Genomic DNA, 15,454 nt, shown 5'->3' with positions numbered 1-15,454 from the left:
AGGGTTTGTGAGCTTTTTGTGTTTAATAGGGGAAGGGATCATTTATAACCATTTTACGCATTTTTTAACAATCAAATTTCCGAATATATTCTCAAATACTTACTCAGCTTGCAAGCATAATTCTAAGAATTATAAACCTCGCCAGTCTATATAAAGAATAAATTATGGCATTTAAGGAATTTTAAGAAATAGCCCTTTTATTAAAAACTCGAACGGCACTGAACACCATTAAAACAATTAGTCCAATCGTAATTGTGTAGATCCATGTATATTCATTAGTCTCTACAAGACCTTGTAATAGATTATTACTATCTGAAGCTAATCGTAGAATGTTGAAATCAGCAGCTTTCGGAAAAATAGATACAACAAACCAAACTACTACAAAGAATGCTGTCCAAAGTAAGTTTGCATATATAGATTTGAATAACACGTTTCCGAGTAAAATAACAGAGATCAATAATAGACCAAATAACCACAAATTACCGACAGCAAGAACTAAATGTTCGACGTGGTCAGCTTTCCAATAGTACCAAGTGTAAAAATAGGTCACTGCAAATGCTAACCAGTACATAATAGACCAAATCACCATAGCAAAAATAGTCTTAGCCAATACAACTGTACTTCTGCGTAACCTTTTTGTAAGTAAAATAATCAGTGTACCTTCAATACGTTCGTGAATTAGCGTACCTGCAAATAATAAGGCAACAACGAATAGTCCGATTTGAGAAAAGTTTTTGAAAAATTGTCCCCATGAATCGAGTGCAGTAGGATCAGGGAAGCTCTCAGCAACTTCTTTTGGCAAAAATTCAGTCAAAATTTCTGGCATAAACTTTGCTGTTAAAGGACTTAGTATGGATAGTATTAAAAATACAGTAATAATAATTAAAAATTTATATGTTCTACTAAATTCCATCGTTTCTTTTTTAAATAATGCGATAAAAGAATTCATCGGCTCACCTCCAAGAAGATTTCATCAAGGGAAGGTTGAACAACCTCAATAGCTGTCGGATATAGATTCAGGGAAATACATTGAGCGAATAATTGTTGTTGTGTTTGAGTTAGAATATTTACTTCGATTAACAAAACATTTGATTGACATGTGATTTGTTCTTTTAAATCACTTTTCTCAATAAATAGTTTAACTTGTGTTTCGTTATCGAACATCACACGGATTTGCTGTTTACTGTTTGTTTTCATTAGCTCTGCAACACTGCCTGAAACAACAAATTTTCCATTGTGTAGCATGGCTACCTCATCACAAATTTGCTGAGCATCATGCAAAATATGTGTAGATAAAATGACAGTTGTTTCATGTTTAATTGATTGCAAGATATCTAAAATTTCTTTTCTACCAATAGGATCAAGCGCAGAAGTAGGTTCATCGCAAATAAGTAGTTTAGGCTGATGAATGAGAGCTTGAGCAATTCCAAGACGTTGTTTCATACCACGTGAGAATTGTTGGATTTTCTTTTTGTTATTAGCAAGGCCAACAAGCTGTAAATATTTCGTAGCCCGTTCTTTTCGTAAAGCTTTAGGCATTCCTGTTATTTCTCCACAAAGCATCAAATATTCAAAAGCAGTCATGTAAGCGTAGTAAGCTGGTACATCTGGTAAATAACCAACATAACGATTTGTCGGGGTATCTCCGTAAATAACTTCATCATCAAATATGCGAATCTTACCACTTGAAGTAGGGAGGAGTCCTAAAATCATTTTCATTAATGTTGTTTTACCAGCACCATTTTGACCTAGCAAACCAAAGATTTTTCCTTCTTCTAAAGTGAGGTTGATATTGTCAATTACTTTTTGTGAACCAAAAGATTTAGACAGATTATCTAGTGTTAGTATGCTCATGCTTCTCTTCCTCTCCCGAAAATAAAGTATACAATTGGGCCAATAAGTTGAAGGAATAGAACGATAACAACCCACATCGCTTTATTGCCAAATCGATAATTCGGGTGTTTTAATACATGAACCAATGCAACAATTCCAAGCGTCAATTCCAAAATAACTAAAGGGATAATAAGGGGTAATGCTTCTTGTAACGTCATATTAATCACATCCTAACTTATGTTGTAAATTTGTAAGCATCGCTTTAACATCAGTACGCTCAATCAAAGACTTGAAATTTGGATTATTAGTAACACTTGTGATTAGACTAGTTTTAATTGTTTGTTCATCACGAGGTGCATTAGATCCTAGATCAAGTTCTCTCACAAGCCATTCATCTATTAAGTCGAAAAATCCATCACCATGTAATGTGAAAGGAAATTCAATCTTGTTACACACTTGAACATATTTTTGTATCATCTCAGTGGCTTTGTCATCATTTTGTTGCAGTATATATCCTTGAGCTGCGGATAAATAGAAAACTAAAGAAGCATTGTAATGCAAATTATTAACATCAAATGCATTAATAATTTTCACCATTCGATTAACAATTTCATCAAACTGATTTGAATCATGAATATGCATCATTAAATAATTTGGTGCAATTGATAAAATGCCAATTACATATTGATACATACTTACTTGCAAAGTTTCTTTTGCTTTTTGAGGATTTTGTAGCAATTGAAATGCAGATGCTACAATAATTTCATTACCTGTATAAAGTTCAACATCATCTCCGAGTAATTCTAATACACGTTCAGGTTGTTTCAACATAAGCTGCCAATGTGCTTCAATTGATCTTGCTTGACGAATAAGTCGAAGATCATCAGAAGATTGTTCTATCCGATGACATAGATCGATTGCTTTATTGATTACATCTTGCTGTTTATCACTTGCCATTGACTGATAGTTCAGTAACAATACAGCCATTTGCATTAATAAGGGAAAACAAGAATAGTATTCATCAATAATGGATTGAATACGGGAGTAAACCTCATCAAATGGTTTTGTAGCAAATTCTTGAGATAATTCAATATACAATTTCTGTATATCTTCTTTTGTCATTTGTGGTTTATAGCCAAGTAATTCATCAATCGATAAATTATAATAGGTTGCAAGTTTTGGTAACAATAATATATCGGGATAACTGAGGCCGGTTTCCCATTTCGATACAGCGGCCTTTGAGACTCCAACGTAAGCAGCTACTTGATCTTGTGTGATCCCTTTTTGCTTTCGTAAAGAAGAAATCGTATTGGCAAACTGTAATTCTTTCATTTCCATCAACTCCTTCATATGTACAGTATATCCATTAAACAACAATAAGACGATGGAATCATAGTAGAATTTAGTTGAAAAAATCAACTGTTGGGATACTGAGTGAAAAATATAAGCAATTTTAAAAGGAATTAATTATTGGGAAATTATAGTGATTAATGTAGATTAATTAAATAAAAAATTAAAGTTAGTGGCTTTATGGTAAACCAATTGACAAGTAGTAGAATCATCTAGAAAATGATTGGATAAATGTATATAAATACGCTTCGCAACAAATTGTATGCCAATATCAACCATGGGGTCCTAATACAGAGCAAGAAACACAAGATTTTGTAACTCAAGTAATATTGGATGCCAAGAAGGATAAAAGAAGTCGACTTGTTTTTTCAATTGTTAATAAGTCAAATAACAGAATGATTGGAGCAGGGGAGATTAATATTCATGATTTCCAAAATAGAGAAGGTGAGATTGGCTATATCGTTAATCCAGCTTACTGGGGTAAAGGGATTGCTACTGAAGCAGCCAAGCTTTTAATTGAATTTGGATTTGATCAATTAAATTTGCATCGTATTTTTGCTACTTGTGATCCACGAAACATTGAATCATCAAGAGTGCTAGAGAAAATTGGCATGATAAAAGAAGGTAGAATTCGCGATTAGAAACGGGATGGCGAGATTCACTTCTTTATAGTATTTTGGAGCATGAATGGCTTGGGATATAGGCTTAATATATAAAATAATTTTTATAGGAGGGGAGAGCATTGAGTAAAATAAAAAGGCTGAAACCAGTCGAAGCAGCTCAGATTTTTATTAATAAACATTTTCCAAATTGTCAAGGTGCCATTTTAGCAGGAAGTGTAGTTCGAGGTGAGGAAACAGAAACATCTGACCTCGACATTGTTATTTTTGATCAAAATGTTCTTTCATCATTCAGGGAGTCTTTGATTGAGTTTAATTGGGCTATTGAGGTCTTTGTACATAATTTGTTTTCTTATAAACTCTATTTTGAAAATGATATTAAAAGAGCGAGACCTTCTCTGCCAAAGATGATTTCTGAAGGGATTATTCTAAAAGATGAGGGTGTAATGGGCTCAATAATAAAAGAAGCGAGTGAATTATTAGATAAGGGCCCAGAGGAATGGACAGAAGAAACAATTAAAATAAAACGCTATTTTATTACAGATACACTGGATGATTTTATCGGTTGTACCAATAGAGCAGAAGATTTATTTATTGCAAATACACTTGCTGAATTAGTAAGTGAATTCGTTTTAAGAACAAATCGTAAATGGATTGGTACATCGAAATGGGTAGTCCGCTCATTAAAGAATTATGATGAAGAATTCACCCATGATTTTGTTTATGCTTTTAATGTTTTTTATAAGACAGGTGACAAAAGTAAAGTAATCGAATTGATAGAAAAAGTTTTGAAACCTTATGGCGGGAAATTGTTTGAAGGTTTTTCACTGGGTAAAGGAGCCATAGGGGGATAGGTTAATGTTTAGAGAAATGTTAAAAGTAACCTCAATAGGAGAGAAGAAATTGAAAAACCAATATTTTGTTCAATACACACACAATAGTATAATAAATGATTATGCCATTCCAAAAGATATGTTTAAAGCAATCGATGTTGGTATTAGAGACATAGAAACCGACTTTCTTCTTACGTTAGTTCAAAATATGTTCAGATTTCCTGTTTTCTTTGTGCTGGAATCTGTGATTTTGGAACACATAGAAAAGATAATTTCGGAAAGGAATATCCCTTCCTATAAATTTACTTCTGACAGTTACATTATCAAAATTGATTCGGCTGACACATTAGAAGTAATTTGTGATTGTACGGTTGATTTAGTTTTGAATGGATTGAGCGTGTTTATTTTCCTTGGACAAGGTATTTCTGAAGTGAATTTAGTTCCAACAAGAGACTGGGATAAACCTATTGAATTTAATAACCTTGATTTTGAAAAGGTCGAAACATTTATTGCAGTAGAAGAGGTTGGGCTTACTATATTTAGTAAGAATGACAAATACAACTCACCAAGAAAAGTTACACACTATATATCGGAAGCTTATTTGCTTGATATGGAGAACAGTGACATTTGACTAGAAATATTTACAGACCTAGCAAATTAAAATCTAGGGCGGATTTAATTTAAAAAGAATATAAGTAAGGGCCTCAATCAAGATTCTTTATGTATATTTGCTTATCAACAATATTGCCCAAAATAAAAACAAATTGAATAATACTCGATTTATTAGGAGTTATCAAACTCAATGAAAAAAATGGCTATTCTTTAAATATAGTGCCATTTTTTTCGTTTGAATCAATTTCGTAATGCAAAATTAATATGAAATATAAGAAGATTTAATGATATCCAATTTTGTTCATTGTGGAAAGCGCTGTCTGTAGCGGAAAATCCAAATTGGAATATTAAATATTAAATGTGGTGAAATGTTTATCTAAATTTCAGGAATAATTGTAACTGCAATCGTATGTGTTGGAACGTCAGGATTTTTATTGTTTCTATTGTAGTACTTAATCATTAAATCATTTAAATCGTGTTGGAAATTCTCAAATTCCTGTTCCTCGAGTTTCATTTCTACAAGAGAAAAAGTTGAACGATCTTCTGTACAATTTTTTTGTTTTAGTGTTGAAAGGTAATTTTGATACTGTGTTAATAGAGTAAGTTGGTAATTAGATACGTAACTTAATTTTTCTTCATCTGTAGATTTTTTCAACTCCTCTGAGCTAAGTCGAGCTGCTTCTTCGTTTAGCGTATAGTATTTTTCAGAGACGGATCTAACTTTTTTTTCTTTGATAATTTTAATAACCCCGGCATCATGTAAAACTTGAATGTGTCGGTATAATGTTGCTTGAGGAACATCTTTAATGATTTTTACCATTTCAAGTGGAGTCAAACCTTTTTCTTTGTTTCTCATTAGGGCTTGGGCTATTTTTAATCTGACAGGATGCATTAAAATCTCAGCTTTATTCGTCATTTTTTACTCCTTTTGTAAATAGTAAGATTTTATTTTTTTTAAACAATTATATTATCAATATTAATAATAAAAAATATTATCATAAAATTTGGTGAAAAAACAACTGCAATTGAGAAGTCTTTATGTTATATTATCATTATCAATATTGATAATGAAATAATGGAAGGAGAAATGAAATGAAGCTACATTATGGTTTTGATGACTTTAAAGGTTTCGATTGGATGGCTATTTTGCCGATTGTTTTGCCAATTTTGATTGTTGGTTTAATTTTGATACTTATAGCTTTGATTGATTTATATAGGCATCGAAAGGTAAGAGAAAATATTTTATTATGGACTATTGTAATTTTGTTTATTAACACAGTAGGTCCGATTTTATACTTTACAATCGGTCGAAAAGGCGGTAGAGCATAATTGAAATTAGAAATAAAAAATGTGACAAAAAAGTTTAAGGATAAGGTAGCGGTAAATAATTTTTCTTTGGAATTTGAAACAGGTCAATGTATTGGGCTTATTGGTCCAAATGGTGCAGGGAAATCTACACTCATTAAAATTATCGCAGATATTCTAATTGCTGATCAGGGGGAAGTTCTCCTTGATGGAAAGAAAATTTCAGATATGAAGCGAGAGATTGGATATCTTCCGCAATATCCTGACTTCTTCTCATGGATGACAGCTAAAGAAATACTACTTTTTATGGGTGGCTTATCAGGTATACCGAAAAAGGAATTAGTTAAAGATATACCAGTAATTTTGGATAAAGTAGGACTTTCTAAAGAACACAATAAAAAAGTTCAAACTTTTTCAGGGGGTATGAAGCAAAGGTTGGGTATTGCTCAAGCACTTCTTCATAAGCCATCTTTAATAGTCATGGATGAGCCTGTTTCTGCCTTGGATCCCATAGGGCGTAGAGAGGTGTTAAATTTAATTCAAGAAATTAAACATGAAGCGACTATTTTATTATCCACCCATATATTAAGTGATGCAGAAGAGATATGTGAACGCTTTGTAGTCATGAAAGACGGACTTAAAATAGAAGATACAACATTGGCAGAATTATTAAATAGAGATTGTGAATCGGTAATGCATCTTGAAATAACTGCTAAAGATTTAGGGTGGGTTCAGTTAATTAGAAAGCTTCCATATGTAAAGAACGTGGAGTTAATAGGGAATAGAGCCAAAATTTCGATGGAAAATATTCAGAAAAATAAAAATATGATACTTTTTAATGCATTGGAAAACAAAGTCGATCTTATAAAGTTTGAGGTTGGTAGCACTGATACACTCGAAGAAATATTTTTGAAAATGGTGGTGAACGCATGAATCAACAATTTAATATTTTAATGAAAAAAGAACGTGTTCAGCTACTTCGCGATTTTAGGATTATCTGGCTGCCACTCGTATTTATTTTTTTAGGTGCTACGCAGCCAATTATTACTTATTTTCTACCTTCGATATTAGGGTCACTAGGCGGAAACCAGGGGATTACTATTGATCCTAATATGGTTCAACAAGACGGAGGACAGGTGCTTGCTTCAACCATTGGTTCTCAATTTGACCAACTTGGTATTATTATTATTGTTGTTTCTATGATGGGAATTATTCAGTCTGATAAGAATAACGGAATGCTTGATTTTATTTTAACAAGGCCAGTAACAGTAGGCACATACATTGGCGGAAAGACGCTTTCAAGCTTTTTGTTTGTAGCTACAAGCATTACGATAGGTTATTTTATTTCGTACTTATATGTAAGTTATTTATTTAACAGCATTCCTATTTCACGCATGTTAATAGCATTGGTCTTCTACCTTGTATGGGCTCTTTTTATGATTACGTTTACTACTATGATTAGTACGATTTTTAATGGACAGGGAATTATTGCTATGTTTAGTATTTTATTTCTCCTTATTATTCGATTAATTTGTGGTTTACATTCAATAAATGGTTTACTAAACCCTGCAGGAATGAGTCAACATGCCACTGAGTTATTAATAACAGGATCAGTTAATTCGAGTCTTTACGGAAATTTTTTTATTACACTTATATGGATTTTGATAACATTAAAGATGTCTCATTATTGGATTTCTCAAAAGAAATACCATACAAACTAACCGAAATGTTCCCATTGAAGATAGTATTGAAATAAAACAAAGAGCCTTGCAACCGATAAAATTAGCAAGGCTCTTAGTAATTGATTGTATTATTTAGATTGCTCATTCTTTTTCTTCAGCACTCTTATTTATCATTGTAATAAATTCTGTAAAACCAGAGTTAAACCGATTTTCATAGAAAAACCCTAGCTTTTCATATAAATGGATAGCTCGTTTGTTAAATGTAGCAACAGTTAGTCGAATAGGTGACTCTCCAAACTGATTCTTAATAAAATAAATAATAGAAGTACAAAATTCAAAGCCAAATCCTTTACCAACAAGGTTAGGATTCATTCCTAAACCTATGTCGATCAAATCAGCATCATAGACACCAAATTTGTAGCCGGCTGGCACCTTAGCTGATTCCCCAACACAAAAAAATCCGACTATTTGATTATGTTCATCAACAATTGCTTTAAACTGATCGTTAAGCAATTCTATTATATTTTCATCTGTGCAGTCATTGTTGTAGAAGTCATATGGTGGATCGTATTGCCAGTTAAGAATTTCTTTTGCAAGTGTTTCATTCATCTCTTTTATTTGTACTATCAATTTAATCCCTCACTTCTCCTTTTTTTAACCTCGTCCGTATTCAATTAAGTACAAGTAGGCAAATCATCAACAATGTTTTACTATTATTACTGTGCTATTATTATAGATAGAAGTAATTGTACAATTTCATAATGCAAAATTCATATGAAATATACAAACATCTAATGATAACCAATTTTGTTTATTGTGGAGCGAAAGACGGCGAGTCCTCGAAAATGCATTCGCATTTTCTTCGTGCGGTGCTAATTCAAGGAAGCTAATTCAATGTCCTACGGGAAAAGCTTGAGCTGAAAGCCCCGCAGGAAGAAATTCTTTTGTTAAAAAGAATTTCTTGCGACGAAGCTAGCGAAGCGATGCAGGAGCGCATCTTTTAAGGAACAAAGCCTAAGAACGCCACGTCCTGTGGCAACGGCTTCGTGACCAACATCGTGTTGGCCCGAGGAGATTGAAGCCAAGCCCGTGGAAAGCGCCGTCTGTAGTGGAACATCCAAATCTGAATAGTGAAAAGTGAATGTTTTTAACCCTGCTGCTTAATATAAAGCTCTTAAAAATAAATGAATAATAGGAAAGCGCTCTAACCATGTTTCTATCGTTAGAGCGTTTTTTGATATAAATCCCGAAATCTATGACTTTTTGATAAATCTACTTCTAAACTCAATACTCCGAGACTATATATTAATAGAAAGTAATTTGTAATAGAGGAGGAGTTGCTATTTTAAAGAAGTCATCAGTTGGGATAATCCAATTTTTATTGGCTCTTGCTTTTATGTATTTCGGTTATATGAAATTAACTGCTAATCCAATGCATGTAGAGAATTTTACTGAAGTATTTGGCTACGGAAAGATTATCATGTATGGTGTAGGTGCAGTTGAAGTTACTTCATCTATCGGCTTATTAATAGGTTTTTGGAAGAAAGGATTTGTGCCTATTTCTAGTGGAGCATTAGCTGTTGTGATGGTTGGAGCTACATCAACACACTTAATGGTAGGACAAGGTCTAGAAATTGCTATGAAGCCCTTTATATTCTTCGTGCTAAACGTAGTCGTATTTTTGGTATCAACTAGTGAAAGCGTAGAAGACTAATTTTGGAATTAGATGTGTAAAAGAAAAACTAGAATTTCCTTACCAAATAAATAGATTGAAGTAATCGATACTTCGGTAAAGGGCTATCTAGAAAATCTATTTCTATGATGGCCTAATTTTATTTCTGAATATTTAGATATTTATTTTTGTAAAAATGATAAGATAGTATAATAAGGAAAAATAGAGGGAGTGTATAGTTATTCTAAAGAGAAAGTACGGAAATCGCCCTGATTGGAAACGCATTTTACAAAAGAATTATGCACAATCCTATCTTGATACGAAAGAATTTAAAGGCTATATTGCATTACTCGATATGGTTAAAGTAGCTAGCCCACTCTATGTGAATCATGAAGAGGAAAATATATGTATTGTTGATGATGGCTATATATGGTTACAGCAGTTTCCTAGTAACAGCAATCACGCAATAACCACTACGTTTGATAGGAACGGTAATATCGTATATACATATATTGATATTTGCCTCCGCAATGGTGAAGAAAACGGTATACCTTATATGGATGATTTATATTTGGATATCGTGGTATTACCTTCAGAAAAGACTTTTCTATTAGATGAAGATGAATTAGAAGAGGCTTTACAAAATGGAGAAATTGATCAGGCTCAGTATGATTTAGCATGGAAAGAAACAAATACACTCATGAATCTATTACATAACGGAAGTTTTAAGTTATTAAATTTAGCACAGAAGCATAAAGAGATTTTAGAGATAATAAAGCTTGAAAGTGGGGAGAAAGTGAAATGACAGATGAAAGATACCCGATTGGTCAGTTTGAATGTGATGATGTTATTTCGAAAGAGCAAGTTGCAGAATGGGTTGAAGAAATTCGTGTACTACCAGAGCAATTAACAGAAGTTGTCAAAGACTTAAGTGATGAAGAACTTAATAGATCATATCGCGAAAATGGATGGACTGTCCGCCAACTTGTTCATCATATTGCAGATAGTCATATGAACAGTTATATACGTATAAAACTAGCTTTAACTGAAGAAACACCAACCATTAAACCGTATGAAGAGACAGAATGGGCAGAGCTACCAGATTCTAGCCTACCTATATCCGTATCATTACAGTTAATCGAAAGTCTTTATGTAAGATGGATTTATTTGCTACAAAGCTTAACTGAAGAACAGTTGAAACGAGCATTCTTACATCCTGTTTCGGGTATTACAACAGTAGAAAAGAGTATTGGCATTTATGCATGGCATGGTAAACATCATTTAGTTCATATCCAAAATGCTTTGAAATAGAAGAGAGTACAGCTTAACTAGAAAGTCGTTAAAATTGCATGTGTTTTTTCTGTTCGATATGATTAAACTGTAAAATTTATCTTCATATAGGAGTGACATGTATGTATCGTAAAGTGGAGGATTTTCTGGAAGATTGGACGGCTTCTTCAAAAGGAACATTGAATGTTATGAAAGCAATTACGAATGATAAATTAGACCAAGGTATAGTAGAAGGACATAATACACTTGGTTGGTTAGCATGGCATTTAATTAGCGCTGGCGCGGCATTTGGTCATTTAGCTGAACTTCAAGTGCCTGGACCAGGTCGGCATCAAGAAATGCCAACAGATATTGCTGAAATTATTGATGCCTATGAACAGCTTTCAGAGGGCTTTAAAAATGAAGCGGCAAAACTATCAGATGAGGATTTTTTAGAAGAGGTCAATGGCTTCGGCGGCCCAGTTTTACGTGGTAAGTTTTTACGTTCGCTAATCGATCATCAAACACATCATAGAGGACAAATGACAGTGTTATTACGCCAAGCGGGATTAACAGTACCGGGTGTTATGGGTCCAACAAGAGAAATGCAACAACAATAGAAATTACGCAGACTAAAGGAATCTATTTTTCGGAATGGATTCTTTTATTTTATTTCATGAAGTAAATGGAGAGAACAATGGAGCAACTTAAGAATGTATTAGAACTTATAAAATTTGGCGAAAAATTAAAAATGGAAATGTATCAGAAAAAGTAACCAAATGATAAATTCATTTTGGCGGAGTGGTTTATAAAAATCTACATGGGGGGATGGTATGAAGCATGCACTTGTAATTGGTGGAACAGGGATGCTATCGGGCGTTTCTTTATGGTTAAATGAGCAAGGCTATAAAGTATCGATTATTGCTAGAAATAAAGAAAAAATGCAGCTGCTTATTAACCAAGCACTAGAACCTACGAAAATAATTCCAAATTATGTGGACTATACTGATACACATATATTAGCAAATTGTTTAGATACCTTAATACAGAAGCATGGACCGGTAGATATGGTTGTTGCATGGATTCATTCTAAAGCAAAATCAACTCTTCCGACCCTAATCAAGCATTTAAAGTCAGACAAAGAATGGTCGTTCTATCATGTTTTAGGGAGTAGCCGTGAGATACCAACTGTAGAGGAAATAGGAGCCCCAACTAGTTGTAATTACGCTACAATTCAGCTCGGGTTTATACGCGAAAATAATCGTTCTAGATGGTTGACGAATGATGAAATATCAAATGGAGTTAAACGCGTGATGCAACACAGTAACTCTGGAAATTGGACAGTAGGAAGGCTAGAACCTCAGCAAAGCAGACCATAAGAATTACTCATAATAATTGCGAAGAAGGCTATCCGAAAGTTTCGGTAGCCTTTTTCTTATTTACAATGTTTATAAGAAAGCTTATTTTCGCACTAAAGGATTATAAGTGAATTGCCACGAAATGCCGAAACGATCCTGTACCCAAGTGAATAGTTCAGAGAAACCGTAATTGTTTAATTCCATTAATGTCATACCACCATCAGCAACCACTTTAGCATAGCGTTCAATTTCTTCTTTTGTTTCACATACGATAAAGATGGAGAAAGAAGGGGTAAAGTCAAAATTATGCTTAATCGGACTATCATTCAATAAAATGCGATAGCCTTTAAAATCAAGCTCTGCCATAGACACTTGAGTTGAATCGGGCATATAAGCTACTTTAACGAGTGAGAGATCCGTAAACCATTCTTGATATTGTTCAATTGCTTCTTTTGCTTGACCTTGGAACATTAGAAATGCTTTTGCATCTTTCAAATGACATTCTCCTTTTGTTTAAGAATTTTTCTTTTGAGCTTGGCGAAAAAGTTCCTTTGTTTTAAAGCCTTGTCCTAAAATGTCCTTCATTTCTTCTAGACGATTCTTTTGTGTTTCTTCTCTTTTGGCACTGAATACATAACGTGCCCAATCTTTTTGATAGCCTGGGGTTAGTGATTCATAAAAAGAGAGCAACTTTTTATCTGATGATAAAAATTCCTTAAGTTGTGGAATCATTTCGATATAATCATCGACGCACTGGCTGTTTGCAGTTTTTTTCTTGCCTTTTTGTTTGCCATCAACCTTGATAGACAGAATCGAGAATGTATCATCTAACGAAGATAAAGTGGCAAATTTATAGTCGCTACCCACAATGTATTTTTGTTCATCAACAGAAATAGCGGGGAAAATCGCATCACGATGGATATATGTATCATACGATTTGTTCCCTTTTTTAGGATAAACAAAGAACAGATAGCCTTGCTCAGAGATCAGTTTCTCTTCGATGCACTGTTGCAAATAGGCAGTTAGTTCTTCAATTGAAAAGACGAATGCGATCACACGATCAAAGGGTTTAGTGGTTGTAGTTTTGATGCCTTCTAATAAGAAAGTGTCAGGCGCGTTATGAACATGGACTTTTGTACCTTCAGTTAGTTTGAATTTTGAATTCATGATAGACCTCCATGCTGATATTATGCCATAAATGTTTGTAATTTCCTTGTCATAGCATTTTAATTTTTCGGTAATTTATTTCCTTTAAGATTAGATATAATAAAAGTGGGAAGTGTAATTATAGATCGACAAAAAAAGAGGTGCAACAGATGAGATATTCTAAACAAATTTTAAGTTGTATGCTAGCTGTGGGATTATTGAGTGCTTGTTCTGGGAATGTCACGAAAAACGTTGAAAATAATAATACAGATAATCCAACTGAAAAGCATGAGCAAACAGATCAGAGCAAAAGTGAAGCAGCAACAAGCGGAGAGACTACTAATACGGATGCTGAAGCAGAACAAACAAAAGACGATCAATCGACGAATCAACCGATAAACTCAAATAACAACAGTCAAACTGAAATAAATGGAAACAATCAAACAGATGTCATTGCTTCGATAAAGAAACAGCTAAAGACGAAGTTGCCGGTATCACTCCCAAGTCAACTTCCATTAAAAGAAGGGAAGCATTTAACTGCAACAACTACCGTAGAGAAAAATAAATATACAGTTGTTTTTTATGAAATGGATAAAGAAGTACCAGTAAATGATCCATCTTTGAAAAAGGCTTCAAAAAAATCCATTATTGCGAAATATACAGTGGTGAAATACAGCAGCTTAGAAAAGGCTAATGAGAAAATTAGCTTCGAAGATTTTAGTAAAGCTGGCGGGCAAAAGATGAATCTGGGCCATAATATTATAGGTTATCAGGATGCAGGAGCAGGATCATTATGGACCAGCTGGAATGAAGGACGTTGGTCTCTTGCTACCCATACAAGAACAACCAAACCAGAACTTGGACTCGAATTGGCAAAGCAAGCAGTTGAATTTTTAGAAACTAACTCATTACCTATTCCAAAACCAAATGGATCTATTCATTTAGATGCCATTAAATCTACAGAAAATAATGTGAAATGGCAAAATAATAACATTGTGTATTCGATTGAGAAAGTAAATGATCCAATGGATGCTTTGAAAATGGCAACATCTATGAAATAAGATATTTTGATTATTCAAGATAAAAACAAGGTTCCAACAAGGAATCTTGTTTTTATGGGAATTAGAAAACGCGGTAATGACACTTTGCGTAGTTCGATTTGGAAGTTAGTTGATGGTCAGTGGCAGATGTTTTTCCACCGAGGAACGATTGTAGCTGAATAGGTATGATGTAAACAAAGGGGGATGAATTTGAATATTAGACTGTTAGATGAATCAGATGCAATAGCATACCGGGAGTTAAGGTTAGAAGCATTAAAAGACAGTCCTGAAGCTTTTGCTACCATATATGAAGATGAGCTAAAAAAAACTTTGGAAGATTATCGAAATGGGTTAAGTCGAAAAGAATTTTGGGTTTTTGGCGCTTTTGAAAAGGGTCAACTAGTTGGTGTTGTAACACTAATTAGAGAGCAAGGCCATAAGTTACGCCACCGTTCAACGATTTTCGCAATGTATGTAACATCAGAAGGCCGAAGAAAAAGAATAGGAAAAAGCTTAATGCAATCAGCTATCCATCATGCGAAGCAAACTGATGGGATTGAGCAAATTTACCTTTCAGTTGTAACGACCAATACACCTGCAATCAGTTTATATTTATCCTTGGGCTTTGAAATATACGGAACAGAAAAAAGAGCATTGAAATCCAGTGATTCAACCTATTGGGATGAATATCATATGGTTTTACGTTTAATTTAAGAACTTACCTATTGAAGGGA

Annotated in this window: 21 protein-coding genes; 13 read left to right on the top strand and 8 right to left on the bottom strand. The window is 33.6% G+C overall.

Translation table 11 applies throughout. The features are described from left to right. Positions 1-181: 181 nt before the first annotated feature. From ABE048_RS01970 to ABE048_RS01955, 4 genes are read right to left on the bottom strand one after another with little or no spacing between them, the layout of a single operon-like run. Complete coding sequence (locus ABE048_RS01970; RefSeq protein ID WP_430308808.1) at positions 182-949, bottom strand: hypothetical protein; 768 nt, start codon at positions 947-949, stop codon at positions 182-184. Then, positions 946-1,854, bottom strand: coding sequence for an ATP-binding cassette domain-containing protein (locus ABE048_RS01965; protein WP_430308807.1), 909 nt, complete (start codon positions 1,852-1,854; stop codon positions 946-948). The genes ABE048_RS01970 and ABE048_RS01965 overlap by 4 nt, the downstream gene beginning before the upstream one ends. Continuing rightward, on the bottom strand, positions 1,851-2,051 hold the full coding sequence (locus ABE048_RS01960; protein ID WP_430308806.1) for a PLDc N-terminal domain-containing protein: 201 nt from the start codon (positions 2,049-2,051) through the stop codon (positions 1,851-1,853). The genes ABE048_RS01965 and ABE048_RS01960 overlap by 4 nt, the downstream gene beginning before the upstream one ends. Before the next feature lies 1 nt (position 2,052). After that, positions 2,053-3,165: a helix-turn-helix domain-containing protein gene (locus ABE048_RS01955; protein WP_430308805.1), complete on the bottom strand. Its 1,113-nt coding sequence runs from the start codon at positions 3,163-3,165 to the stop codon at positions 2,053-2,055. A gap of 245 nt (positions 3,166-3,410) precedes the next feature. Between ABE048_RS01955 and ABE048_RS01950 the strand changes: the two genes are divergently transcribed. The 3 genes from ABE048_RS01950 to ABE048_RS01940 all read left to right on the top strand — a co-directional run bounded on the left by ABE048_RS01950 (position 3,411) and on the right by ABE048_RS01940 (position 5,267). Then, complete coding sequence (locus tag ABE048_RS01950) at positions 3,411-3,824, top strand: GNAT family N-acetyltransferase (protein ID WP_430308985.1); 414 nt, start codon at positions 3,411-3,413, stop codon at positions 3,822-3,824. Positions 3,825-3,925: 101 nt separating this feature from the next. Then, on the top strand, positions 3,926-4,657 hold the full coding sequence (locus tag ABE048_RS01945; RefSeq protein ID WP_430308804.1) for a nucleotidyltransferase domain-containing protein: 732 nt from the start codon (positions 3,926-3,928) through the stop codon (positions 4,655-4,657). Between the two features lie 4 nt (positions 4,658-4,661). After that, a complete protein-coding gene (locus ABE048_RS01940; protein ID WP_430308803.1) occupies positions 4,662-5,267 on the top strand; it encodes a hypothetical protein in 606 nt (201 codons plus the stop codon). A 357-nt stretch (positions 5,268-5,624) separates the two neighbouring features. Here ABE048_RS01940 and ABE048_RS01935 read toward each other — a convergent pair whose 3' ends face one another. After that, positions 5,625-6,164: a helix-turn-helix domain-containing protein gene (locus tag ABE048_RS01935; RefSeq protein ID WP_430308802.1), complete on the bottom strand. Its 540-nt coding sequence runs from the start codon at positions 6,162-6,164 to the stop codon at positions 5,625-5,627. Positions 6,165-6,340: 176 nt separating this feature from the next. On the opposite strand from ABE048_RS01935, the gene ABE048_RS01930 reads away from it, so the two are divergent. Genes ABE048_RS01930 through ABE048_RS01920 form a run of 3 tightly spaced genes read left to right on the top strand, consistent with a single transcriptional unit; the run spans position 6,341 to position 8,274 of the window. Next, entirely contained in the window at positions 6,341-6,577 is a 237-nt protein-coding gene (locus ABE048_RS01930; protein WP_430308801.1) for a PLD nuclease N-terminal domain-containing protein, read from the top strand. Continuing rightward, positions 6,578-7,486 (top strand): ATP-binding cassette domain-containing protein, encoded by a 909-nt coding sequence (locus ABE048_RS01925; protein WP_430308800.1) that lies wholly within the window; start codon positions 6,578-6,580, stop codon positions 7,484-7,486. Next, positions 7,483-8,274 carry an ABC transporter permease gene (locus tag ABE048_RS01920; RefSeq protein WP_430308799.1) on the top strand — a complete coding sequence of 264 codons (792 nt, stop codon included), beginning with the start codon at positions 7,483-7,485 and terminating at the stop codon, positions 8,272-8,274. Before ABE048_RS01925 ends, ABE048_RS01920 begins: the two co-directional genes overlap by 4 nt. Positions 8,275-8,376: 102 nt before the next feature. Here the strand turns inward: ABE048_RS01920 and ABE048_RS01915 are convergent, their stop codons facing one another. Continuing rightward, the gene (locus ABE048_RS01915; RefSeq protein WP_430308798.1) at positions 8,377-8,865 is read right to left on the bottom strand and encodes a GNAT family N-acetyltransferase; all 489 of its coding nucleotides are present in this window, start codon (positions 8,863-8,865) and stop codon (positions 8,377-8,379) included. A 688-nt stretch (positions 8,866-9,553) separates the two neighbouring features. Here ABE048_RS01915 and ABE048_RS01910 point away from each other — a divergent pair. The 5 genes from ABE048_RS01910 to ABE048_RS01890 all read left to right on the top strand — a co-directional run bounded on the left by ABE048_RS01910 (position 9,554) and on the right by ABE048_RS01890 (position 12,555). Next, entirely contained in the window at positions 9,554-9,949 is a 396-nt protein-coding gene (locus ABE048_RS01910; RefSeq protein ID WP_430308984.1) for a DoxX family protein, read from the top strand. Positions 9,950-10,262: 313 nt separating this feature from the next. Continuing rightward, entirely contained in the window at positions 10,263-10,712 is a 450-nt protein-coding gene (locus tag ABE048_RS01905) for a DUF402 domain-containing protein (RefSeq protein WP_430308797.1), read from the top strand. After that, a complete protein-coding gene (locus tag ABE048_RS01900) occupies positions 10,709-11,218 on the top strand; it encodes a YfiT family bacillithiol transferase (protein ID WP_430308796.1) in 510 nt (169 codons plus the stop codon). Before ABE048_RS01905 ends, ABE048_RS01900 begins: the two co-directional genes overlap by 4 nt. Positions 11,219-11,319: 101 nt before the next feature. Then, positions 11,320-11,796, top strand: a complete 477-nt coding sequence (locus ABE048_RS01895) for a DinB family protein (protein ID WP_430308795.1) — start codon at positions 11,320-11,322, stop codon at positions 11,794-11,796. Between the two features lie 213 nt (positions 11,797-12,009). Then, the gene (locus tag ABE048_RS01890) at positions 12,010-12,555 is read left to right on the top strand and encodes an SDR family NAD(P)-dependent oxidoreductase (RefSeq protein WP_430308794.1); all 546 of its coding nucleotides are present in this window, start codon (positions 12,010-12,012) and stop codon (positions 12,553-12,555) included. 81 nt (positions 12,556-12,636) lie between these two features. Here ABE048_RS01890 and ABE048_RS01885 read toward each other — a convergent pair whose 3' ends face one another. Then, the gene (locus ABE048_RS01885) at positions 12,637-13,029 is read right to left on the bottom strand and encodes a VOC family protein (RefSeq protein ID WP_430308793.1); all 393 of its coding nucleotides are present in this window, start codon (positions 13,027-13,029) and stop codon (positions 12,637-12,639) included. A gap of 18 nt (positions 13,030-13,047) precedes the next feature. Further along, complete coding sequence (locus ABE048_RS01880; protein ID WP_430308792.1) at positions 13,048-13,701, bottom strand: YdeI/OmpD-associated family protein; 654 nt, start codon at positions 13,699-13,701, stop codon at positions 13,048-13,050. A gap of 149 nt (positions 13,702-13,850) precedes the next feature. Here ABE048_RS01880 and ABE048_RS01875 point away from each other — a divergent pair, with 149 nt between their 5' ends. Together ABE048_RS01875 and ABE048_RS01870 are read left to right on the top strand one after the other, a co-directional pair. After that, positions 13,851-14,741: a hypothetical protein gene (locus ABE048_RS01875; protein ID WP_430308791.1), complete on the top strand. Its 891-nt coding sequence runs from the start codon at positions 13,851-13,853 to the stop codon at positions 14,739-14,741. 189 nt (positions 14,742-14,930) lie between these two features. Continuing rightward, positions 14,931-15,434 (top strand): N-acetyltransferase family protein, encoded by a 504-nt coding sequence (locus tag ABE048_RS01870; protein WP_430308790.1) that lies wholly within the window; start codon positions 14,931-14,933, stop codon positions 15,432-15,434. Positions 15,435-15,454: the final 20 nt, after the last annotated feature.

Source organism: Rummeliibacillus pycnus (assembly GCF_050459865.1).
GTDB lineage: Bacteria > Bacillota > Bacilli > Bacillales_A > Planococcaceae > Rummeliibacillus > Rummeliibacillus pycnus_B.
This window is presented reverse-complemented; position numbering and strand designations above follow the sequence as displayed.

What these genes read in the sequence shown, in the direction of transcription:
- ABE048_RS01970 (WP_430308808.1), bottom strand. Translation starts at nt 949, where the DNA reads ATGAATTCTTTTATCGCATTATTTAAAAAAGAAACGATGGAATTTAGT.
- ABE048_RS01965 (WP_430308807.1), bottom strand. Translation starts at nt 1,854, where the DNA reads ATGAGCATACTAACACTAGATAATCTGTCTAAATCTTTTGGTTCACAA.
- ABE048_RS01960 (WP_430308806.1), bottom strand. Translation starts at nt 2,051, where the DNA reads ATGACGTTACAAGAAGCATTACCCCTTATTATCCCTTTAGTTATTTTG.
- ABE048_RS01955 (WP_430308805.1), bottom strand. Translation starts at nt 3,165, where the DNA reads ATGAAAGAATTACAGTTTGCCAATACGATTTCTTCTTTACGAAAGCAA.
- ABE048_RS01940 (WP_430308803.1), top strand. Translation starts at nt 4,662, where the DNA reads ATGTTTAGAGAAATGTTAAAAGTAACCTCAATAGGAGAGAAGAAATTG.
- ABE048_RS01935 (WP_430308802.1), bottom strand. Translation starts at nt 6,164, where the DNA reads ATGACGAATAAAGCTGAGATTTTAATGCATCCTGTCAGATTAAAAATA.
- ABE048_RS01930 (WP_430308801.1), top strand. Translation starts at nt 6,341, where the DNA reads ATGAAGCTACATTATGGTTTTGATGACTTTAAAGGTTTCGATTGGATG.
- ABE048_RS01920 (WP_430308799.1), top strand. Translation starts at nt 7,483, where the DNA reads ATGAATCAACAATTTAATATTTTAATGAAAAAAGAACGTGTTCAGCTA.
- ABE048_RS01905 (WP_430308797.1), top strand. Translation starts at nt 10,263, where the DNA reads ATGGTTAAAGTAGCTAGCCCACTCTATGTGAATCATGAAGAGGAAAAT.
- ABE048_RS01900 (WP_430308796.1), top strand. Translation starts at nt 10,709, where the DNA reads ATGACAGATGAAAGATACCCGATTGGTCAGTTTGAATGTGATGATGTT.
- ABE048_RS01895 (WP_430308795.1), top strand. Translation starts at nt 11,320, where the DNA reads ATGTATCGTAAAGTGGAGGATTTTCTGGAAGATTGGACGGCTTCTTCA.
- ABE048_RS01890 (WP_430308794.1), top strand. Translation starts at nt 12,010, where the DNA reads ATGAAGCATGCACTTGTAATTGGTGGAACAGGGATGCTATCGGGCGTT.
- ABE048_RS01880 (WP_430308792.1), bottom strand. Translation starts at nt 13,701, where the DNA reads ATGAATTCAAAATTCAAACTAACTGAAGGTACAAAAGTCCATGTTCAT.
- ABE048_RS01875 (WP_430308791.1), top strand. Translation starts at nt 13,851, where the DNA reads ATGAGATATTCTAAACAAATTTTAAGTTGTATGCTAGCTGTGGGATTA.